The 21,476-nt window shown below is 55.6% G+C and carries 15 protein-coding genes; 7 read left to right on the top strand and 8 right to left on the bottom strand.

Annotation, left to right across the window (positions count from 1 at the left end; all coding sequences use genetic code 11):
- Together AAE484_RS16895 and AAE484_RS16900 are read right to left on the bottom strand one after the other, a co-directional pair.
- A partial coding sequence (locus AAE484_RS16895; protein ID WP_341939612.1) for a hypothetical protein occupies nucleotides 1-392 on the bottom strand: 392 nt, incomplete at its 3' end.
- Entirely contained in the window at nucleotides 392-601 is a 210-nt protein-coding gene (locus AAE484_RS16900) for a DNA-binding protein (RefSeq protein ID WP_341939613.1), read from the bottom strand. The genes AAE484_RS16900 and AAE484_RS16895, both read right to left, overlap by 1 nt.
- Before the next feature lie 119 nt (nucleotides 602-720).
- Here AAE484_RS16900 and AAE484_RS16905 point away from each other — a divergent pair, with 119 nt between their 5' ends.
- From AAE484_RS16905 to AAE484_RS16915, 3 genes are all read left to right on the top strand, one after another.
- Nucleotides 721-996, top strand: a complete 276-nt coding sequence (locus tag AAE484_RS16905) for a hypothetical protein (protein ID WP_341939614.1) — start codon at nucleotides 721-723, stop codon at nucleotides 994-996.
- 161 nt (nucleotides 997-1,157) lie between these two features.
- Nucleotides 1,158-2,261 (top strand): hypothetical protein, encoded by a 1,104-nt coding sequence (locus AAE484_RS16910; RefSeq protein WP_341939615.1) that lies wholly within the window; start codon nucleotides 1,158-1,160, stop codon nucleotides 2,259-2,261.
- Nucleotides 2,258-2,812, top strand: a complete 555-nt coding sequence (locus tag AAE484_RS16915; protein WP_341939616.1) for a hypothetical protein — start codon at nucleotides 2,258-2,260, stop codon at nucleotides 2,810-2,812. The genes AAE484_RS16910 and AAE484_RS16915 overlap by 4 nt, the downstream gene beginning before the upstream one ends.
- Before the next feature lie 78 nt (nucleotides 2,813-2,890).
- Here the strand turns inward: AAE484_RS16915 and AAE484_RS16920 are convergent, their stop codons facing one another.
- Genes AAE484_RS16920 through AAE484_RS16930 form a run of 3 tightly spaced genes read right to left on the bottom strand, consistent with a single transcriptional unit; the run spans nucleotide 2,891 to nucleotide 4,747 of the window.
- A complete protein-coding gene (locus AAE484_RS16920; protein ID WP_341939617.1) occupies nucleotides 2,891-3,682 on the bottom strand; it encodes a hypothetical protein in 792 nt (263 codons plus the stop codon).
- Nucleotides 3,683-3,715: 33 nt separating this feature from the next.
- The gene (locus AAE484_RS16925; RefSeq protein WP_341939618.1) at nucleotides 3,716-4,192 is read right to left on the bottom strand and encodes a hypothetical protein; all 477 of its coding nucleotides are present in this window, start codon (nucleotides 4,190-4,192) and stop codon (nucleotides 3,716-3,718) included.
- Between the two features lie 39 nt (nucleotides 4,193-4,231).
- Nucleotides 4,232-4,747: a Panacea domain-containing protein gene (locus AAE484_RS16930; RefSeq protein ID WP_341939619.1), complete on the bottom strand. Its 516-nt coding sequence runs from the start codon at nucleotides 4,745-4,747 to the stop codon at nucleotides 4,232-4,234.
- Between the two features lie 884 nt (nucleotides 4,748-5,631).
- Here AAE484_RS16930 and AAE484_RS16935 point away from each other — a divergent pair.
- Entirely contained in the window at nucleotides 5,632-6,669 is a 1,038-nt protein-coding gene (locus AAE484_RS16935; RefSeq protein WP_341939620.1) for a GGDEF domain-containing protein, read from the top strand.
- A 189-nt stretch (nucleotides 6,670-6,858) separates the two neighbouring features.
- Nucleotides 6,859-9,453 carry a sensor domain-containing protein gene (locus AAE484_RS16940; RefSeq protein ID WP_341939621.1) on the top strand — a complete coding sequence of 865 codons (2,595 nt, stop codon included), beginning with the start codon at nucleotides 6,859-6,861 and terminating at the stop codon, nucleotides 9,451-9,453.
- Between the two features lie 70 nt (nucleotides 9,454-9,523).
- On the opposite strand, the gene AAE484_RS16945 is transcribed toward AAE484_RS16940, so the two are convergent.
- A complete protein-coding gene (locus AAE484_RS16945) occupies nucleotides 9,524-10,948 on the bottom strand; it encodes a GTPase domain-containing protein (protein WP_341939622.1) in 1,425 nt (474 codons plus the stop codon).
- A gap of 242 nt (nucleotides 10,949-11,190) precedes the next feature.
- Here AAE484_RS16945 and AAE484_RS16950 point away from each other — a divergent pair, with 242 nt between their 5' ends.
- The gene (locus AAE484_RS16950) at nucleotides 11,191-19,827 is read left to right on the top strand and encodes a GH36-type glycosyl hydrolase domain-containing protein (RefSeq protein WP_341939623.1); all 8,637 of its coding nucleotides are present in this window, start codon (nucleotides 11,191-11,193) and stop codon (nucleotides 19,825-19,827) included.
- 25 nt (nucleotides 19,828-19,852) lie between these two features.
- Here AAE484_RS16950 and AAE484_RS16955 read toward each other — a convergent pair whose 3' ends face one another.
- The gene (locus tag AAE484_RS16955) at nucleotides 19,853-20,242 is read right to left on the bottom strand and encodes a helix-turn-helix domain-containing protein (RefSeq protein ID WP_341939624.1); all 390 of its coding nucleotides are present in this window, start codon (nucleotides 20,240-20,242) and stop codon (nucleotides 19,853-19,855) included.
- A 16-nt stretch (nucleotides 20,243-20,258) separates the two neighbouring features.
- The gene (locus tag AAE484_RS16960; RefSeq protein WP_341939625.1) at nucleotides 20,259-20,543 is read right to left on the bottom strand and encodes a type II toxin-antitoxin system HigB family toxin; all 285 of its coding nucleotides are present in this window, start codon (nucleotides 20,541-20,543) and stop codon (nucleotides 20,259-20,261) included.
- Nucleotides 20,544-20,769: 226 nt separating this feature from the next.
- Here AAE484_RS16960 and AAE484_RS16965 point away from each other — a divergent pair.
- Nucleotides 20,770-21,476, top strand: a 707-nt coding sequence (locus AAE484_RS16965; RefSeq protein WP_341939626.1) for a hypothetical protein, incomplete at its 3' end; no start/stop codon positions are given.

Below are 21,476 nucleotides of genomic sequence, written 5' to 3' on the forward strand. Positions count from 1 at the left end.
CGTTCGCCGGTTGCCCACAGGTTCGCGCTCACGCGCCCTTGTCTCGCGGGGCTCGACGTCTCCCAGTCAGTTCTGGATGAATGAGACCGGGGCACGGTCGCCAGGGGCGGAAAGCCGCAGAAAGGCATGTAGCCGTAGCGGATGACGTTTCTTAAGTAGGCGTCCAGGGTCTGGAGCTTGTGTCGGGTGTCGTCGTCTTCGGTGACCAGGACGGTGACGCGGTTGCGGTTCTCGTCCGGGCCAGCGCCGACGGGGTAGACGTTGAGGCTCAGGAAGCCGGCGCGGGTGTCATAGTGCACAGTGGTGTGGACCTCGCCGGAGAGGCCCAGTATCAGGGCGGTGCCGATGACTTCCGAGAGCAGGGCGTAGATGCGGCTGGTGAGGGTGTCCATTACTCGTCCTCCAGCAGTTGGTGGCGGAACAGCTCGACGTTGATCATCACGCGTTTGCCGATGCGGAGGGTGGGCACGTAGCCGCGATCGACCCAGCCTCTGACGACTTTGGGTTCATCGCCCAGGCCGATCCATTCGGCGAACTTGACCCAGGGCAGGACCGGGGGCGCGTGTTTCAGGGTTTCTGTTTCCAGTTCTTGAAAGTCCATGCGCTTTGTCTCACTATGTTTCACATTAACGACCGCGTATCTTTGCAGAGCGGTTTACCATCAACAGTTGGAATTATTCCATATTTTTGGAACAGTTCCAAAATGTATTTGTATATCGTATGGACGAGATAGATAGGCTTGCCCTATTGTTTAAATTCACAGACCGAAGCAAAAAATCAGTCCTGGAAGAAGCGGGAGTGGACTATGCGAGGTTTGCCGACGTTCAACGTCGAAAGGTTGCTTTGAGAGCGGGCGAGTTAAGAGCAATTGCTGATTGCTTTCCCGAGTTCAAGTATTGGTTAGTGTTCGGTGAAGAATTGCCGGAAGCGGGACAGATAAGCCCAATGGCGAAGGAGGCGAAGGAGCGCTTAGGGACTCAAGGGAAGGTCGGTTAATCGCGGCAAAGGTTGCCAATCGTTGGAAGAGGAAAGGGAGATGACAAACAAAAGAACATCGGTTGTAGGTCTCGTTTGAAATTGACCATACAAAATATTCTCTAAAAATAGATGTCACGGACATTAACGAATAAAAACTGTGCAGTTAAAAAGGATGAAATATGGACAAGGCCTTAATAAGCTTCTTTGACGTAAAAGAGTGCGGACTTTATAGGTGTGTAGGTGGGGATCATAAGCACATTGAGGGCTCCCTTGGACAGGTTGCGAGAGATTTCTATCACTGGGTAAAAGATCGTGACTTCAGCCAAACCATTCCATGGGACGTGACAACTCACCCTAAGAGACCCCAAATCTATTGCAAAAACATAGCACGAGACAATAGCACCGGCGACGTCTTGATGGTCCTCTGGAAACGTTTTGGAGATGACAGCGGGCACGTTACGGGCATATCTCCAGATGCAAAAGTGGAACAAGACTCTGGAGATTCCATAAAAATAGACCCAAAAGTTGATGGCCAAAGCGCAATTCTGGGTCAGCCCATGTATTACTGGTTTATTCCCAGCTTAAACATTATCGCCACGATAAATTTTGGGCACTCAAGCGCTGCTACTAAAGATGTGTGCCTGTATATTAAGCGATGCATTGACTACAGAATCAACCACCCCAGAAAAGTTGTAAAAGAGAGCGATATTGAAAACCCTCTAACGGGAAAACTAATAAGTAAGAAGACTGTAACCTATAAAACGGAAGACGAAAAACACGCTTTAACATTTAGATTGGAGGCGAATACGAAGGAGCTAAATTCAGACAAGGCGAGCGCAGCTATACTTGCGCAGAAAATAAGCCACATTGTCGTTAGGGATACAATATCAACCGAAAAGAAAGACGACAAAGATCCTGTTTTCGAGCTTTGGTCTAAAGTTAGAAGTAAGAAAAAATACTCTAAGCGCATAGAGATTATTGAAGAGGCCGAGCTTTCAACAAAGCAAGTGGCCGAAATAATTAAAGTTCACCACGATGAGTATGATCCCTCAAATTTTTGGAATGACATAGGGTTTAAGGAAGTAGGAAGCGAAACCACAAAGTGGTTTAGTAGATATGTAACAAGAGAGCAAATAAGGCTGCCGATTCTAAAAGGCAACCAAAATTATCATTCTGCTGCAACGGTGTTATCTAGAGTGTTGAACCTCAGAGACGACCTTCTACAGCAAATTTTGCATGACAATCAAGAAAGTGGAGTTAAAGAGGCAGTTGGCGAGAAATGAAAAACTCACAGGAAGTGGTTGACTTTCTTAAGTCGTTTTTCAGCTTTCTTAAAAGCAGAGTGCTTTCTCATTCTGTGTATATTGGCGTTAGTGCGCTAATAGGTTTTTTTGCTACCAAAGGCGTTACAGTGACTGACGTCAAGCCAATTATTAGCACTTTGCAAAATATATCTGCAGCTGTTTTCACTCTGTCTGGAATATGGATTGCCTATTCTTATCCTCAAGCGATTGCGGCTTATACGTCGCCGGGGAATGTGAAAATAATTCCAACAGGAGAAACAAATAGAATAGAAAATCTGGTACTTATAGTTTTAACCTCCGCGTTCGTGATATCTTCTACGTTGATTTTTAACTTGTCGTATTTGTTGTTCTCACCCTCAAAGCTATACACTGAAAACCTTCAGTTAATAAAATCAATTGGCATATCTTTTGTTTTTTATTTGTGTTTTTTGCAGCTCAAAGCGATATTTGTAGTGATGTCTACAAACATATCTTTTGTGAATGATCTGCACCATAAAAAAACCGAGAAAGATGCATACGACGACTTGTAAAAGTGGTATCAGCTCATGATATTGAAAAAACGGTTAACAATGCGTTTTATAGAAAAGAGGATCAACCGATAACCGCAGCTAAACGGCTAGCTTAGTAACAAAAAAACCAACCACACCAGTAACGACGGCGGCAACAATAACACCCCAAAAGATCTTTTCCATAAACGACCTTCTTTTTTCGTAAATCACCTTTCTTTTACCAAAAAGAAACTCGTTAGTTGGAAAAATTAGATGCCACATTTTTTTTGATATATTTGAGCCGAAAAAAATAGGGATCAACATAACAGGAATAATCCAGTAAATACTTGCAGCGCTCACCATCTGATCCATCTTTTCAGAAATCAAATAATTTAGTTTTGCCGAAATGTCGTTTGACTCTAGGGCTTTTATGGCATGACTTGGGTTTTTATTGATCTGATCGTCAAATACAAAATAGGTTACCGCAAGAAAAGACCCAACGAAGAGGACTCTCGACAAAACCCACCAGGCATGGTCAGTGAAAGGAAATTTCGTGAGTACTTCGTTATTTATGTAGCCCCTCAAATCAGAGAATATCAAATAAACAGAATCTCTATCTTCGCCAGATATATGCAAAGAAATGCCTTTTTCAGAAAATGTTAGCATGAAAAACTTCGGAGAATCTTCGGTTATGGAGATCTGAAGCTTTGTAATAGCCCTCCAGTCGTCATTATCTTCATCTGCCACATCATCAGCATTTGACGTTACATAAGAGTAAGAATCCCCCCTATGTACTTTAAATTCAACGGTCGACCGCCCAGTCCTGCTCTCTATAAGGTCAACTATTTTTCTTAGTTTTACCTCATCAAGAAGAAAACCTCCTTCGAATTTATGCTCTACGTCTGCACCCATAATATATCTCAAAAACTTTAATAATTGGCAAAATTACTCAGAAAGAGTGGAAGTAAGATGAGGTAGCTGTTGTTCAATAGAAGCGACAATTTCTTTTTGATAGCCTCTTCGAATCACATCATTACTTTTAACCGCATTGTAGATTTCTTCTAGACATTCATCAGTGAGGAACCCTTTAACTATACGATTATAGTCTTCAAGAATTTCCTGCTTCAAATCGCTAATATCAAACGCCGCATGAGCTTCTACACAGCATGCATATGAATCGTACACAAGAAAATCGTGGTCGCACACAGGAACCACTACATGAAACCGATCCGTTCCGTTTCTTATATAAAATGTATTGATTTCTGAGTTAACGCACAAGACCAGAAGCCTAGGGTCAACGGAGGCAACAACTAGAAACTTGAATTTAGGAGGGGTGGTAAAATCGCAAAACTTATATATTACAGTGCCAACACGGAGTTGGTTCAGAAAAAGGGCTTCGAAGGGGTTTTCAGATTCCGGCATATGGTCCTCAGTGCAATCCGTCGTACTGTTTTAGCCACACTAAGGGTGCCGGTTTGTATGCAGCTCAATGAGTTCTTTACTGTGCCGCATAGTAGAAAGAATGCTTTCATCAGACATCAACTTATTACGAGGAGCATTCGCCCATGCAACATCGTGACTCAGATCTCCCAAATCTTTAGAAGAGCTGAGTTCGATTACTTCATCCAAGCACAGCAAATCTGATCCACTAAAATAGTCTTCGTCTGCATGCCTCAAAGGCACTACTTTGTGACGCGCACCAAGCTTAACAGGGCTATCAATATCGAACGGCAACTGCCTTCCGTCTCTAATGTCCTTTATAAGATTGTATGCGGCTGAAGGAACAGGGCCACGCTCCATAGCGGAATAACTGTCGTCAAAGATGAAACGACCGTAGCGCTCCATGTGCAATTTATCGGCCAGATAAAACACCTTAAGCACGTTGTACATATTTTTCTTGTTCGCAGGAGCCCTTTCCGCTATATAAGCGAAAGCTTCAACGATCCTGGACAAGCGTTCTTTATCGCGCAAAGACATAATTAATACGGTTTTAATAACCTTCAATAAACATTAAAAGCGATATCTGTATCTTAAGTGACAACAGAAACACTTTAAAGTGGTAGTACGTAAAATATAGTGAAGTAATTGAATAAGCTCATTTGGCGAAATGCGGATAATCACAAAACCCAAACAATAGAAACATAAGTATTTGTTTTTATTGATTTTATTTTGGCCCAAAACAAGGCTAATATTAATTGAGGGTTTATAGTAAACAATACTGTACAAAAACACAATACCCACAATATGAAGTCGAAATAGTGTCGAAAAAAGTGAGGTAAATAGAGCCAAAAAGAGGGTTAGACCGATCCGTAACCCTTTGATTTTAAAAATATAGTGTTACTTTGCATAATACTGAGCAGGTGCCTGAAAGGGTTCGAGTCCCCCCGCCTCCACCATTACCACATCTAAAGACGTCCCAGGACGTCTTTTTTTGTGCCTGAAATCAGGCACTTAGGCGGTTTTCAGGTCCCCTGAAGTCCGATAACGTCCAGTGACATCCGGCCTCCAAGGTATTCCATGGCACCCAATGCTATATTTTGGAATACCAACCCGGAGTCTGGAATACCGAAAGAGCACCTACAACAACACGACAGAATAGATTCCCCTTTGCACTGTCTCTAACCAGGCACTACACTAGCCAATAATGATTAATGCGCCACACAACTGCCTGTTCAGCTTACCCGGTCGCGGCCGATGACGCCTTGGCGTTACTCAGCCGCTGGGGACCTGATACCTGAGGGAATAGGTTTCCTGGTAGAGGAAAACGCTCGTCACGATGCCCTGATTACCCAACTACCTCGGTTAAAGGTCCAACGAACCCTACTGTACTCACCACCATTCGAGCAGCGAGACAAGATGTAATGACTGATCAAGCTCCCCTACCACCCCTGAGGTGGGACCCCCAAGGCGTGCAGATTCAGGGATTCTCCGCCGGCCTCCATCAGATCGAGTGGTTGCTGGTCACGATCGTCATCCTCTACCTGGTGATCATGGGCCTTCCCGCCCAAGGAAGTCTGCTAGTGTTGGCAGGGACCTTTGGCTATTTCGGTTTCAGCCTGTTGGCCAGCCGTTTACGCTTCTTCGGTGAAAGGCAGCGCTGGTTACTGGCCATACACACCTGGGTCATGATTGCCTTCATTACCTGGTTTCTCTACAGCACCGAGGGGGTGACAGGCCCTTTGGCGAGTCTTTACCTGCTCGCGGTAGTCACCAGCGCCCTGACACTGGGAGTGATGGTCACGATGCTTGAGGTGGCTGCAATTGCGGCATGCCAGCTGCTGCTACTCCACGTCCTGGGCACCGACATCCTGGCCACTACCAACTTGGCACCGGTCGGTACCAGTGTCATTGCCCTGCTGATCGTCGGCTACCTCACCGCCGCACTGGCCGATGCCATCCAGGTCTCCAACCGCACCCTGCTGAAGATGGCCAGCCAGGATCCATTGACCGGCCTGCTCAACCGACGCGCTTTCGACGATCTGGTCAAGCCGATTCACGAAATGGCCAGGCGTTCTCAGCATCCCTACTGCGTGATCGTCATCGACATGGACAACCTGAAGCGCATCAACGACAACGGGGGACACGCAACCGGTGACCGGGCCATCCTGGCCGTGGCGAAAAGGCTTGAGGCGTGCAAGCGCAGTTACGACGTCCTGGCACGCTACGGCGGTGATGAGTTCGTGATGCTGCTTCCCGACACCGATCCGGCAGGCGGCAGGAATATGATGGAGCGACTCATCAATGCCGTGAAGGACGACCAGCAATCCATCAGCGTAGGGATAGTCTTTTATCCCGAGCACGGCGACTGCGTCGAGGAGCTTCTCGACCTCGCCGACAGAGCCATGTACTTCAGCAAGACCTCAGGCGGCAATCGTGTGTCGGTCGGAGCCGTGAGCTGAGTAGAGGCCGGGCCAGGTGTCCATGTGACAGCCTGGGCGTAGCCACCCAGAATACAGGGATTAATGCGCCATACAGCTCTCCTCCAGAGGAGCACCGAAAGGGGTTAATTGAGAGGTGTATTCTTCCCAGCAGGGTGTAGACTGCACTATTAGGGTTTTCCATTGAGGCAATGAAAATGATTAGCTGTCATGCTATTTAACGATAAGCAAGCAGAAATCCACCAAATTCAGGATGCGTTGCGCACAAGCGAGGCGGAATTCCGGACTCTGGTTGAGACGATGCCTCAAATTGTATGGGTTACCCGCCCCGACGGATGGCACGTCGACTTCAATCAACACTGGCTGGATTACACAGGACTGACACTTGAAGAGAGCCTTGGATTTGGCTGGAATCCGCCCTTCCATCCAGAAGACCGGGACCGTGCGGCCGAGCGGTGGCTTCAAGCGACGAACAGCGGCGAACCCTATGAGATTGAATACCGGCTACGCCGGTGGGACGGGGTCTACCACTGGATGCTCGGCAGGGCCCTTCCAATGCGCGATGCTGAAGGCAATATCGTCAAATGGTTCGGCACTTGCACGGATATTGACGATCTCAAGCGAACTCAGGAGCGCCTCGATGAGGCCCAGCAGGTCGGAAAGATCGGGGATTGGGAATACAACATCATAACAGAAGAGTCTACCTGGTCAGAGACGCTTTATGGGATATTGGGAAGAGACCGCCGGCTTGGCCCCCCACAATCCTTCCATGAAATTGCGATTCTCTACGATTCTGCAAGCGCAGATCTTTTGACAAAAATGGTTAGTTTGGAGACCGCGCCATGCGCAAGTCAAAAATTTGACCTGCGGACAAGGGAAGGAGACACCGGCAAAGCATCCTATGTCCAGATAGTCGGGGTTCCGAGGAAAAATAGTAATGACGAAATCGTAGGTTTTTTTGGCACGGTTCAGGACATTTCTGAACGAAAACATGCCGAACTGGCGCTACACGCAAGGGCACAACAACAACTGCTTGTCGCCGCGCTTGGACGGTTTGCATTGTCTGCCGCGAGTCTCGACGAGGTATATACGGAAGCTGCATCAACAATCACACAAGGCCTGAACGTGGAGTTTAGCAACGTTCTTCTACTGGACGGACCTCAAAAACCTTTGGTACTAAAAGCGGGCATCGGATGGAAAGCTGGCTGGATTGGCCGCCAAGTGGCAGACCCAAGGGAACAGACACAAACTTATCCGGTCCTTACATCTCACGAGCCAGTCATCATTCATAATTTCAGTGAAGCTTCGCGATTCGCTTCGTCCGAACTACATAGATCCCATGGTGTTATCAGCGGTGTCGATGTTCTGGTGGGCGGAATCGAACAACCTGTCGGCGTGCTTGGCGCTTACGCCGATACACCCCGTAAATTCTCGAGCGATGACGTCTGTTTTCTGCAAGGGGTTGCCAATATCCTTGGTGCTGCAGCTGAGCGCCAACGGGCTAACGAACAGCTTAGTCATATGGCGCTTCATGACCCGCTCACAGACTTACCGAATCGGCTGCTTTTAACCGATCGGCTCAACGTGGCGCTGTCGCACGCCCAGCGGAATGATCAACAAGTCGCCCTACTCTTCCTGGACCTGGATCGTTTTAAGCACGTAAATGACGTCTTTGGGCATGCCTTGGGCGACCAGCTTCTACAGGAGGTTGCAAAGCGGCTATCCAGTTGCGTGCGCTCCGGTGATACGGTAAGCCGGCAAGGGGGCGACGAGTTCATCGTGGCGCTAACGGGGATTAAGAAAGAACAGGATGCGGCTCTTATTGCGGATAAGCTACTCACTGTCATGGCCACACCATTTATTCTGGAAAAAACCGAACTTATCTTGGGCATCAGTATTGGGATAGCGTGTTTTCCCCGCGATGGAGAGGAGGCGGGAACCTTACTGCGTAATGCAGATGCGGCCATGTACATTGCCAAAGAATTGGGCCGCAGCCGTTATCAATTCTACGCGCCTGAAATGAATATGCGCGCGTTGGACCGTTTGACTCTTGAAAGCGACTTGCACCGTGCTGTAGAACGTAATGAACTGTTTCTCATGTATCAACCACAACTTTCCCTCAGTACGGGCGATGTTCTCGGCCTGGAGGCGTTGGTTCGATGGCAGCATCCATCCCTTGGGCTAATTTCTCCTGGTCAATTTATTCCTATCGCGGAGGACTGCGGGCTAATTGTCCCAGTCGGCAATTGGGTACTGGAAACGGCCTGCAAACAGCACGCTCGTTGGGTGTCTATGGGCTTAACGAAAGGGTCTATCGCAGTGAACATTTCGGCCCATCAATTCAGCCAGGCTGATTTTTGTGATCGGATAAGCGACGTGCTTTTACGCACAGAGCTACAGCCCGACTTACTGGAGCTGGAAGTCACCGAAGGCGTGGTCATGCAAGGCATCGACCAGGTTACTCAAAAGCTCAAATCGCTTCGTGAATTGGGCGTCACACTTGCCATCGACGACTTTGGAACCGGTTATTCAAGCCTGAATTACCTGAATCAATTTCCACTCCACCGATTAAAAATTGACCAATCATTCACTCGGGCGCTGGCAGGCGACCAGAAAAGTGGAGCGATTGCCGAGGCGATCATCAAAATGGGGCACAGCCTGGGACTGGATGTACTGGCAGAGGGAGTTGAAACCAAGGAACAGGAAAGCCACCTCCAAAGGTTAGGCTGTGATGCAGGACAAGGGTTTTTATATGCCAAGCCTCTGTCTGCTGAGGATTGCGAGGAATACCTCCGCACTAGATGACCACTACACCCTCCCCCTGGCTTTGATAGCTGCGGAATTCGGTGGTGACTTCCACCGAGACTTGAAGGCGCTACCGCTTCTTGTTACGCCGAAAGACACCGCGCGCGGCGCGCCAGGCATTGCCGGCGGCGTGGCGCAACTGGCGCCCGGCCAGCTCGCGATTTTCCGCCCGGCGCTGGCGGTGGAGGTAGCGCCAGTAGTGGCTGCGCACGGCCTGGGCGTGATGGGTGGCGAAGGCGGCGTGTAATTGCTCACGGGCCTGGGTAGCGAGGGGATCGGCGAGGGAGAGCATGACGATGTTTTCCGTCGCCACCGACAGCCTGGCGGCGACATTGGACTGCAGCTGCGATGGATCTTCCTGTTCGCAGTGTGTCAGTGCCACCAGCAGCGGCGGCTCGGGCTGGCCGGCGCGGTGGCCCAGCCAGCGCTTGAGGCGCTTCAGTTGTTCGGCGTCATAGTCGGTGTCCATCTGCGCCGCATCGCTCACCCAGATGATGGTATCGGCCGCCGCCACCGCCCGTCGGGCCTGGCGCCGGGGCAGGTTTTTCCAGGCGGGCGTGTCCCACAGCTCCAGTTCGCCCCAGTCGGCGGAAGTGAGCCGGTGGGCGGTGATCCATTTGTCGCTCGCCTCCGGGCTGGCTTCCGCTTCGCCGCCGCCAAGCGCGTCGATCAGGCTGGTTTTACCGCTTTGGGCGGGGCCGATCACCAGCACCTGCAGGGGCTGTCCCTCGGCGCCCACCAGCTCGCCGCTCAGCAGCAAATTGCCGCAGTACAGTTCAATGGAGTAAAACCCGACCTTGCGCACATATTCCTGGAGCAACCAGCGCTGTAGCCGGTCACTGCCGTAATCCAGAATATGCCCACCCACCGCTCGGCTGAACTCTTTGTAAATCGCCGTGGCGGGGCTGACCAGTGCCCGCCCCACGCGGTAGGCGTTGTGGTAACGCGCGGCGGTCTGCTGCAGGCGGCGCGCCTGAACCAGGTTGCCCAGACTGAGCCGATGACTGAACGGCAGGGTGTGCACAATCTCCTTGCGCAATTCGCGGCTGGCCCGCTCGATGATCAGTAGCGTATGGGGCAGGGTCAGTTCCAGCAGAGGCCGCTCTTTTTCGGGATGGAAATGCCCGGCCACCCGCTCCAGGGTGTTCTGGGCCAGCAGCCAGAGCGCCGAGCCCTCACTCAGGGAATAGTCGGCCGGGTCGGCGCTCTGCGCCAGATCTTCGACCTGCGCCCAGGCGCCCTCGGCGGTCGGTGACCAGTTGCTGTCCGGCTGCGTCCGAAACTCAAAGGCCCGGCGCTTATCGTTGAATACCAGCCACCACTGCAACAGCATCGCCAGGCCACCGCAGAGCGCCAACAGCAACAGCCAGTGCCCCATGTGGCCGGTCTGCCACAGCCAGACAAGCCCGGCCAGCGGAATGGCGACGAACGGCAGATAGGTCAGCACCAGTGCCAACAGGCGCAGGCGCCCGAATTGGCGGATCAGGTCTTTCATGACCAGAGGTCTCACTCAGCGGCGCACCCACCAATATTGATCGGCGGATCGATGTCCGGCGACCGTCATTTTTCGAGTGCAACCAAATACTTGACGATGCCACAGCGCTTTGCCGGTGTAAACCGGAACCCATCGGTTCGGCAACCCACAGACGGGACCGAATTTGCGGCGCAAACTGAACTCTGCGGTGTTCAGCCTCAGAAGCCAACAAGGAGTCCGTCATCACTATCAAAAAGTTCGATTTGGCGTCACGCACGCGTCGTTCGCTGCGTCACGACCGGGATACCGAGTTGCTGCGTTCCGCCCTGTTCAGCATCGACCAGATGACCCGCCACGCCGTTATTCTGGCAGGCCAGCATCAGATCGATACGGAGCCGGGGCCCGACAAGCTGTTGCCCCGCCTGGCGGACAATGCGCGCGTTCTGCACGAGGCCTACGACGTGGTCACCCGCGCCGTGGCTCTGGGCCAACCGGTGGTCTCGGCCGAAACCTGGTTGCTTGACAACTATTATCTGATTGAACAACAGATCACGCTCGTCCGCCGTCATCTTCCGCGCGGCTACAGCCGCCAGCTACCGCGCCTGAGCAACGGCCTTTCGGCCGGCTTCCCCCGCATTTATGATCTGGCACTGCAGTTGATTTCCCATATGGATGGCCGGGTGGATCAGGACAATGCGACCCGGTTTATTGCCGCCTATCAGACGGTGGAACCGCTGAAGATCGGGGAGCTGTGGGCATTTCCGACCATGCTGCAGCTGGCGCTTCTGGAAAATCTGCGCCGTGTCGGACTGCGCATCGCCCAGCGCCGCCAGGAGCGCGATGCCGCCATCAGCTGGGCCGACCGTATGCTCACCACAGCCGAGAGTGACCCCAGACAGTTGACCCAACTGTTGGCCGAATTTGCCAATGCGGATGTGCCCCTGACCGCCGCCTTTGTGGAAGAATTTTATGATCGCCTGAAGGCCCAGGGCCCGACGCTGGCCTTTGTGCAGACCTGGGTGGAGCAACAGCTGTCGGCGCAGGGAATTACCGCCACCCGACTGTCCGAGGCGGACAGCCGTCTGGCCGCCGAAAACCAGCTGTCCATCGCCAACAGTATCGGCAGCCTGCGTTTTATCGATGCCACCGACTGGACGCTGTACGTTGAGGAGCTCAGCCTGGTGGAGGCGGTCCTTCGCGAAGATGACGTACAACAGGATTTTGCCACCCGGGACCGGTACCGACATGTAGTGGAGGACATTGCCCGGCGCAGTGCCTACGACGAGCGGGCTGTGGCCCAGGAGGCGGCGTCCTTGGCCCAGGAGGCGGGCGCTCAATGGGGCCTTGAGGACCGCCGGGCTCATGTCGGCTACTACCTGGTCGACCGGGGCCGCCCTGTGCTGGAGCAGGCCGTCAATTACCGGCCGAGCTGGGGAGCGCGACTGTGCCGCCTGGGCCGCCGCGGGTGTCTGCCACTGTATTTTGTACCGACCGGACTGCTCACCCTGGTCGCCATGCTGGCGGTATGGTTGACGCTGGGAGTTGATTTCCGGGGGACTGAACTGGTCGGCGACTGGCGTCTGTGGTTGTTGACCCTTCCGCTGCTGGCAGTTGCTTCGGCACTCGCCCTCTCCCTGACCCACCTGGGGGTCACGCTCCTGCTGCCCCCACGCGTCCTGCCCCGCCTGGACTTCTCCAGGGGAGTGCCCGATCAACACCGCACCATGGTGGTGGTCCCGACCTTGGTGGGCAAGGTGGAAGCGGTCGATCAGCTGGTGGAGGCCATGGAAATCCGCTACCTCGGCAATCGCGACCCCAATCTGTTTTTCGCGCTGCTCACCGACTTTCCCGACGCCCACGAACCGGTGATGCCCGGCGATGAGGCGATTCTCGAGCGTCTGCGCACGGCCGTGGCAACACTCAATGATACCTACCGGGACGATCGACCCTGCATTTTCTACTGGTTTCACCGCCCACGCCTGTGGAATCCCATCGAGAAGCGGTGGATGGGCTACGAGCGAAAACGCGGCAAACTGGAACAGTTCAATGCCCGACTCCGAAGCGACGACGACACCGACTTTTCAGAAACGCTGGGCGACCCGGAGCTACTCAACTCCATTCAATATGTGATTACGCTCGATACCGACACCCAGTTGCCGCGCGATACCGCGCGCGCCCTGATTGGCAACCTGGCACATCCGCTCAACCGACCGGTGTACGACCCCGACAAAGGCCGTATTGTGGAGGGGCACGCGGTGCTGCAACCGGGGGTTGCCATCAGCCTGCTCAGCGCGGGGCAATCGCGGTTTACCCGACTGCACGCCGGCGATTCGGGCATCGACCCCTATACGCGCGAAGTGTCCGATGTGTATCAGGACGTCTTCGGCGAAGGCTCCTTTGTGGGCAAGGGCATCTACGATGTGGATGCGTTTCGCCAGGCGGTCGACGAGCGCTTTCCGGAGAATCTCATTCTCAGTCACGACCTGCTGGAGGGCGGTTACGCGCGCTCCGCTCTGGTGACGGATGTGTTGCTGGTTGAAGACCACCCGGCCACGCTGCCCATGGAAAGCAGTCGGCGTCATCGCTGGATCCGGGGCGACTGGCAATTGCTCGGCTGGCTGCTGCCACGGGTGCGCAGTGCCGACCCAGCCGAGCGGGTCAAAAACCCGCTCTCGTCCCTCTCGCGCTGGAAGCTGCTGGACAACCTCAGACGAAGCCTGGTCGCCCCCGCGTTACTGGCGCTGCTCGCCGGTGGCTGGCTCTCCGGGCTGGGGCCCCTGTGGGTCTGGAGCCTGGCCGCGCTGATCGGCGTGGCTCTGCCCCCGGTCATGGGCAGCCTGATCGAGCTGCTGCGTAAATCCCGGGAGCTCGACTGGCTGGCCCATATCAGGCAGGTGGCCGTCTCGATCCGAAGTCCGCTGAGTCTGGCGGTGCTCTCACTGGCGTTCCTGCCCTATGACACGCTGATCAATCTCAGTGCGATCCTGCGCTCGGGCGTACGCATGCTGTTCACGTCGCGCGGGCTGTTGCTGTGGCAATTGCCCAGCTACGCGCGCCGCAATGCGCGCACCAGCCTGTTCGATCTGTTTCGGGAAATGTGGGTTGGCCCCGCGCTCGCACTGGGGCTGGGAGTGGCACTGGCCGCCACCGGAGCTCCGGGCGCTGGCCTTTACGCCGGCCCCTTTCTGTTGCTGTGGCTGGTATCGCCCCTCATCGCCTGGTGGCTCAGTCGGCCACTGCCCGCCCGGAGTCCGGGTCTGAGCGCCGACCAGGAGACCTTCCTTCGCCTGACCGCGCGCCGCACCTGGCGTTACTTCGAAGACTTTGTCGGTCCCGAGGACAACTGGCTACCGCCCGACAATTTTCAGGAGCACCCCACTCCGGTCATCGCCTCGCGTACCTCGCCCACCAATATGGGCCTGTCACTTCTGGCGGATCTGGCCGCCTGCGATTTTGGCTACATCACCGCCGGGGAATGTCTCAAGCGCATCGACCATACCCTGAGCGCGATGGAACAACTGGAGCGCTACCGCGGGCACTTTTACAACTGGTATGACACCCGCAGCCTGCAAATACTGCATCCACACTATGTCTCCTCGGTGGACAGCGGCAACCTCGCCGGCAGCCTGCTCACCCTGCAGGCCGGTCTGCTCGAGCTGAAAAGCCAGCCGGTATTTTCTTCCCGCGCCCTGCAGGGCTTGCAGGATACGCTGCAGGTGTTTGCCGAGCAGCTCCCAACCGGCCCGAATACGGCGCTGGCCGGGAAGGTACGCCCGCTGCAACAGGCGCTGAACACTTGTGCCACGGACGCCGATGCCTGGACGCTCGAGGACGCCATCGAGGCTTTGAAGGCGATGCATCCGCTCAGTCGCGACCTTCTGCAGGCGCTGCCCCTGCGGAGCGATGGCGGGGACCCCCGGGAGCAACAAGAGGAAGAGGAGCAACGGTATTGGGCACTGGCATTCGATCGACAGTTGCAGGCACTGCGCCAGGAGCTGGCCGAACTGGTTCCCGGCTCCTGGTCGGACAGGCCCATGCCCCAGCGGGTGCAGTTACACAGCGCCCGGGCATTGATGCAGCTTGACCTGATCAATCGGCTTGTCTCCCGGTGTCGCGCTCTGGCGGCGATGGACTTTGAGTTTCTCTACGACTCCACGCGCGGCCTGCTGGCCATTGGCTTTGATGTGGGCGAGCGCCGGCGCGACCCGGCCTGCTATGACCTGCTCGCCTCGGAAGCCCGCCTGGCCAGTTTCCTGCTCATTGCCCAGGGCCAGGTCCCGCAGAAACACTGGTTCTCACTCGGGCGTCTGCTGACCAGTCGCGGCGGCAATGTCAGTCTGATCTCCTGGAGCGGTTCGATGTTTGAGTACCTCATGCCGCAGCTGATCATGCCCAGCTACCCGGACACCCTCCTGCACCAGAGCTGCAAGGCCGCGGTCGAACGCCAGATTGAATACGGCCGTCAGCGCCACGTGCCCTGGGGGATTTCCGAGTCCTGCTACAACGCCACAGACCTGCATCAGATTTATCAGTACCGGGCCTTCGGTGTGCCAGGCCTGGGCTTCAAGCGCGGGCTGGGCGACGACCTGGTGATCGCGCCCTACGCCAGCGCCCTGGCGTTGATGGTGATGCCGAAAGAAGCCTGCCGGAATCTGCAGGCCATGGCGGAGCAGGAATTTCTCGGGGCCTATGGTTTTTACGAAGCGATTGATTACACGCCTTCGCGCGTGCCACGTAATGACGCCAGAGCCATTGTGAAAAACTTCATGGTGCACCACCAGGGAATGAGCTTTCTGGCCTTTGCACAGGTACTGCTCGACCAGCCCATGCAACGCCGGTTCATGTCCGACCCGCTGGCCCGCGCCACAGAATTGTTGCTGCAGGAGCGCGTCCCCAAAAGGGGCGCTACCCTGCACCCCCACGCGGCGGAAGTCAGCGCCGCCGCCCGCCCCCCAAGCGCGGATGACGAAGGCACGCTGCGGGTGTTTACCAACCCGGACACCCCCGTGCCCGAGGTGCATCTGCTCTCCAATGGTCGCTATCACGTGATGGCCACTCATGCGGGCGGCAGCACCAGCCGCTGGGACGAGCTGACATTGACCCGCTGGCGCGAAGACACCACCCAGGATAACTGGGGCACATTCATTTATCTGCGCGATTGTGAGGACGGCCAATACTGGTCGACCACCTTTCAGCCGACGCTGCGACAACCCGATCACTACGAGGCCATTTTCGTGCAGGCCCGTGCCGAATACCGCCGCCGCGATCAGGCCATCGAAACTCACACAGAGCTGTGCGTTTCACCCGAGGACGACGTGGAGATCCGTCGTGTGACGCTGACCAACCAGTCGTCGCGACGCCGTCGCATTGAGGTGACCAGCTACGCCGAAGTGGTGCTGGCCAACCTCAATGCCGACCTGGCCCACCGGGCGTTCAGCAATCTGTTTGTGCAGACCGAAATTCTGCCCGAACTCGGCGCCATCCTCTGTACCCGACGCCCGCGCACACCGGGCGAACAGATGCCCTGGATGTTTCACCTGCTGGCGGCGCCGGGCGAAGTGGCCGACAACGCAACTTTCGAGACCGACCGCGCGCAGTTTATTGGACGAGATCGCACAGCGGCCAACCCTCTGGCACTGGCACAGCAGAGAGACCGCTCGCCCTTGATCAGCGCTTTATCAAACACGGAAGGCCCGGTGCTCGATCCCATTGTCGCCATCCGTCGCACTCTCACCATCGAACCTGACAAATCGGCGAGCGTGCAAATCATCACCGGCATGGCCGACACCCGCGACGCCGCTCTGGTGCTCATTGAAAAGTACCGCGACCGTCACTTTGTGGAGCGGGCTTTCGAAATGGCCTGCTTCCAGAGCCAGGAGGTGCTGCGCCACCTGAACGCCACAGAAGCCGATGCCCAGGTCTATGGGCGTTTTGCCAACTCGGTGATTTACGGTCACGCCCTGCGCCGCGCTTCGCTCGAGTGCATCGCCCGCAACCCTCTGGGCCAATCCGGCCTCTGGCGCTTTGGCATCTCGGGCGATCTGCCCATCGTGTTGCTGCACACCGGTGACATCCATCGCATCGCGCTGGTCAAACAGGTACTGCAGGCTCACGCCTATTGGCGATTGAAAGGGCTCCGCTCCGACCTGGTGATTGTGAACGAGGATTTTTCCGGCTACCGGGCCGAGCTGCATCAACAGATCATGGGGCTGATCGGCGCCGGCCCCGATGCCCAGCTGATCGACAAACCGGGCGGGGTATTTCTGCGCCGGGCCGAAGAGCTGGGCAAAGACGAGTGGACCCTGCTGCAGGCAGTGGCCCGCATTGTTTTCAGTGACTCAGGTAAAACACTGGTGGAGCAGGTGGAGCGCCGGGTGTCAACGGACCGGCCATCGGACCTGCTCGAGCCGGTGCAATCCCGACTGACCGAACCGGTGCATCCGCTCAACCCACGGCAGCTGATTTTCAACAACGGCCTGGGTGGGTTCACGCCCGATGGGCGCGAATATGTGGTCATGCTCGAACCGGGCCAGACCACACCGGCCCCCTGGGTCAACGTCATCGCCAGCCCGCACTTGGGCACCGTGGTCAGTGAGAGTGGCAGCGCCTATACCTGGGCCGAAAACGCCCACGAGTTCCGAATGACGTCCTGGCACAATGACCCCCTGTCAGACAGCAGTGGCGAAGCCTTCTATCTGCGCGACGAAGAGACCGGGGCTTTCTGGTCGCCCACACCTCTGCCCGCTCGGGGTCGGTCCGGGTATGTGTGTCGCCACGGCTTTGGCTACAGTGTGTTCGAACATCAGGAGACCGGCATCACCTCCGAACTGACCACCTATGTGTCCATGGATGCGCCGGTAAAGCTGGTCGTGATCAAACTGCACAACGAATCCGATCGCCATCGTCAGCTGTCGCTCACGGGTTTCTGGGAACTGGTCATGGGCGAGTGGCGCCACAGCAACGCCATGCACATCACCACCGAGACGGACGCGCATACCGGCGCCCTGTTCGCGCGCAACCCCTACGGCAGTGAAGCCGCCAACCGGGTGGTGTTTGCCCAGGTCAGCGAACGGGAGCGGAGCCTCAGTGGCAGCCGCGCCGAGTTCATCGGCCGCAACGGCACTCTGGCCCAACCGGCCGCCATGCGCCGCAAGCGTCTGTCCGGTGCTACCGGCTCAGGCTTTGATCCCTGCGCGGCCATTCAGTCAAACATCGAGCTGGCCCCCGGAGAAACACGCGACATCGTGTTCACCTTTGGCGCGGCAGCCAATGGCGACGAGGCGCGGCATTTCATCCAGCAGTTCAGCGGGCACGCGGGTGCCCGCCAGGCGCTGGAAACCGTATGGGAGTACTGGAGCCATACCTTGGGGGCGGTGAACGTCGATACCCCCGACCCGGCGCTCAATATACTGACCAACGGCTGGCTGGTGTACCAGACCATTTCCTGCCGACTCTGGGCGCGCAGCGGCAATTATCAGTCCGGCGGCGCCTTCGGGTTCCGCGACCAATTGCAGGACACCCTGGCACTGATTCATGCCACCCCCTGGCTGACGCGCGAGCAGTTGTTGCGCTGCGCCAGTCGACAGTTCGCCGAGGGGGACGTGCAGCACTGGTGGCATCCGCCCAGGGGCCAGGGCGTGCGCACCCGCTTCTCCGACGATTATCTGTGGCTCCCCTTTGCGGCCTGCCGCTATCTGCGCACCACCGGCGACACCGGCGTGCTCGATGAGCCGATCCACTTTCTGGAAGGCCGGGCGCTGTATGATGGCGAGGAGGCCAACTACGACCAACCGGATCAGTCACCGGAAACCGCCAGCTTTTACGAGCACTGCGTACGTGCGATCAAGTACGGCCTGCGCTTTGGCGTGCACCACCTACCGCTGATGGGCTGCGGCGACTGGAACGACGGCATGAACCTGGTCGGCATCGAGGGCAAGGGCGAAAGCGTCTGGCTGGCCTGGTTCCTCTACAGCAACCTCGACTCCTTTGCCGAGCTGGCGGACAACCGGGGCGACGCAGAGTTTGCCGACTTCTGCCGCACTCAGGCCGCCGAGTTGCGCACGCATATTGAGACAGAAGCCTGGGACGGCGACTGGTATCGGCGGGCCTATTTCGACGATGGCACACCGCTGGGCTCCTCCACCAATGAAGAGTGTCAGATCGACTCCATCAGTCAGAGCTGGTCGATCATCTCCGGCGGCGGCGACCCCGAGCGCGCCCATCGGGCCATGCAGGCCGTCGACCAACGTCTGGTGCGCCGGGACCACCAGATCATCCAGCTACTGGACCCGCCGTTCGACACCTCCGAACTGGAGCCGGGCTACATCAAAGGCTACATTCCGGGCGTGCGCGAAAACGGCGGACAGTACACCCACGCCGCCATCTGGGCCACCATGGCCTTTGCCAAAGTCGGAAACACCGAGCGCGCCTGGGAACTGTTCGGCATGCTCAACCCCATCAACCACGGCGACACCCCCGAGGCCATTGCCCAATACAAAGTGGAACCCTATGTGATGTGCGCCGACATCTACGGCGTAGCGCCGCACATCGGGCGCGGCGGCTGGACCTGGTACACCGGCGCCGCCGGCTGGATGTATCAGCTCTCCGTGGAAACCCTGCTGGGCCTGCGCCTGGAGGGAGACCACCTGCGTCTCGCGCCCCGCGTCCCGGCCGACTGGGAGTCCTTTAAAATCCACTACCGCTACCGCGATACGGTCTATCACATTACCGTGACCTGCCCGGACAAGGGCCCGGACCAGAGCGTCGTGAGCGTGCGGGTAGACGAGCAGGAGTGCGCCGACAAGCGCATTCCGCTGGTGGATGATCGGCAGGAGCATTTTGTGGAGGTGGCGCTGGGCGACCTGAAGCCGGAGCTGGCGAGTCAGACTGAAAGAGCCTAGGGGCACTCTGGTTGATTCAAGTGTTCTACCCCAACTTCAGGTGGGCCTCAATGGGGGCTTGCTCCTGAATCAGCACCTCATAGGGGATGCCCAGCCCTTGGTTCAGGTTACGAATCATCTTGAGACTTAGCGCCCGCTTGCCGTTAAGTACCTCGGAGACCTTGGATTTGGACCCGATATAAGGGACGAGATCTTTTTGAGCGAGCCCCTGTTGATCCATCCGAAACTTGATGGCCTCAGTAGGACTGGGCAAATCGATAGGAAAGGCCTCTTTCTCATAGGTCTCTATCAACAGCGCGAGCACCTCAATCTCGTCGCTCTCAGAAGTGCCGGGAGCCGGATCCAGGTCAAATAGCTCATCCAGGCGCGCCAGAGCGGCCTGAAGGTCAAAATCGGATTTAATCAATTTCATCATCACCTCACCCTCCGTCCTAGAAGGTCTGCTTGTCATATTCAGCATGGGTACCCACCCATTCAACCCTCAAGACGCCTTGCTGGTACCGAGCCCTTACCATCAAACGGTAATCATTGCCTTTAATCCGGAAGACAACCCTATTGCCAGGAAGAATGCTCGCTCTGGGGTAACGGGCTCGCACCTGATCGGGCGTCTCCCATGAAGCTACCTCGGCCTCCGCCAACCAGCTTTCCAGAGCACCCTTTGAATTTGCGTGTTTTTTAATAAACTTATACAGCTTGTCTCGTCCTAAGACTCTCATAAAAACCTCAGGTTCCCATAAAGGGAACTATAGCCGAAATGTTCCCTTACTGGGAACCACTTGTTGATACGAATTTGTTATATTGAGTGCCCATTTTCATTCGCCTATTCTAAAATCACGCCAGCGGCCAGAAAACCGAATTAAGGGCAGCAACCTGAGACCCTCCAGGTCAAAGCTCTCATAGAGATCAACGTCTACCCCTGTTAGCGTTATCGCTGGAGGGATATTGGCCACTGAAATACAGCAGGCAAACGCGATGTACAATTCGTCTACCAAAATTTGGCTTTACTCCGTGCCCGCCATTACCGGGGTTCTCGCGGGGCTTTGGCATTACTCACTGGCTGGTATGGACCATTTCCATGTAATAGCCATGGCTACATTTTTGGGGTGGCTGGCATATCGTTATCTCCATCCTGTCCACATGATCAAGCGGCATGCCCTGCTAGCTCACGTTACCCCGGAGTCCAGCGCGGCCAGGCGCTTTCTCTGGAGCAGTAATCTCGCAAACTTAGTCTTAGCCATGTCTTCCATCGTCGCTGCACTGTTTGTTCTGGTGATGATGACAGGGCTACAGATATTTGAATGGTACGTCCTCTTTGGCAGCATTCTCTCCTTTTTAGCGCTGTATATCCTATCGGACAAAGCCCTGAGAGCCCAGTTCAGTGAAGAGCACAGATTCTACTTCACGTTGCGTATTGCCAATCGAATCAATTTAGTGTTGATGACTGTAGTGCTGGTCACCGTGCAAATCATTTGGATTGAAGTAGACGATACCCGCTACCTATCAATCTCGGAAGTCTTCTACAGCGCCTATGCGCAGCATTCGGCATCTGCGACTCTAGATGAGGTCGGCTGGCTTATCGGACTCAACCCTATGTGTCAACCTGAATCCATACATCGGCTCATTGAGTTAAACTCTATTTCAGAGCCCGC

The sequence above is a fragment of the Marinimicrobium sp. C2-29 genome, assembly GCF_038419845.1.
Classification (GTDB): domain Bacteria; phylum Pseudomonadota; class Gammaproteobacteria; order Pseudomonadales; family Cellvibrionaceae; genus Marinimicrobium.

What these genes read in the sequence shown, in the direction of transcription:
- AAE484_RS16955 (WP_341939624.1), bottom strand. Translation starts at nt 20,242, where the DNA reads ATGATGAAATTGATTAAATCCGATTTTGACCTTCAGGCCGCTCTGGCG.
- AAE484_RS16930 (WP_341939619.1), bottom strand. Translation starts at nt 4,747, where the DNA reads ATGTCTTTGCGCGATAAAGAACGCTTGTCCAGGATCGTTGAAGCTTTC.
- AAE484_RS16945 (WP_341939622.1), bottom strand. Translation starts at nt 10,948, where the DNA reads ATGAAAGACCTGATCCGCCAATTCGGGCGCCTGCGCCTGTTGGCACTG.
- AAE484_RS16910 (WP_341939615.1), top strand. Translation starts at nt 1,158, where the DNA reads ATGGACAAGGCCTTAATAAGCTTCTTTGACGTAAAAGAGTGCGGACTT.
- AAE484_RS16935 (WP_341939620.1), top strand. Translation starts at nt 5,632, where the DNA reads ATGACTGATCAAGCTCCCCTACCACCCCTGAGGTGGGACCCCCAAGGC.
- AAE484_RS16940 (WP_341939621.1), top strand. Translation starts at nt 6,859, where the DNA reads ATGCTATTTAACGATAAGCAAGCAGAAATCCACCAAATTCAGGATGCG.
- AAE484_RS16915 (WP_341939616.1), top strand. Translation starts at nt 2,258, where the DNA reads ATGAAAAACTCACAGGAAGTGGTTGACTTTCTTAAGTCGTTTTTCAGC.
- AAE484_RS16900 (WP_341939613.1), bottom strand. Translation starts at nt 601, where the DNA reads ATGGACTTTCAAGAACTGGAAACAGAAACCCTGAAACACGCGCCCCCG.
- AAE484_RS16920 (WP_341939617.1), bottom strand. Translation starts at nt 3,682, where the DNA reads ATGGGTGCAGACGTAGAGCATAAATTCGAAGGAGGTTTTCTTCTTGAT.
- AAE484_RS16925 (WP_341939618.1), bottom strand. Translation starts at nt 4,192, where the DNA reads ATGCCGGAATCTGAAAACCCCTTCGAAGCCCTTTTTCTGAACCAACTC.
- AAE484_RS16960 (WP_341939625.1), bottom strand. Translation starts at nt 20,543, where the DNA reads ATGAGAGTCTTAGGACGAGACAAGCTGTATAAGTTTATTAAAAAACAC.
- AAE484_RS16905 (WP_341939614.1), top strand. Translation starts at nt 721, where the DNA reads ATGGACGAGATAGATAGGCTTGCCCTATTGTTTAAATTCACAGACCGA.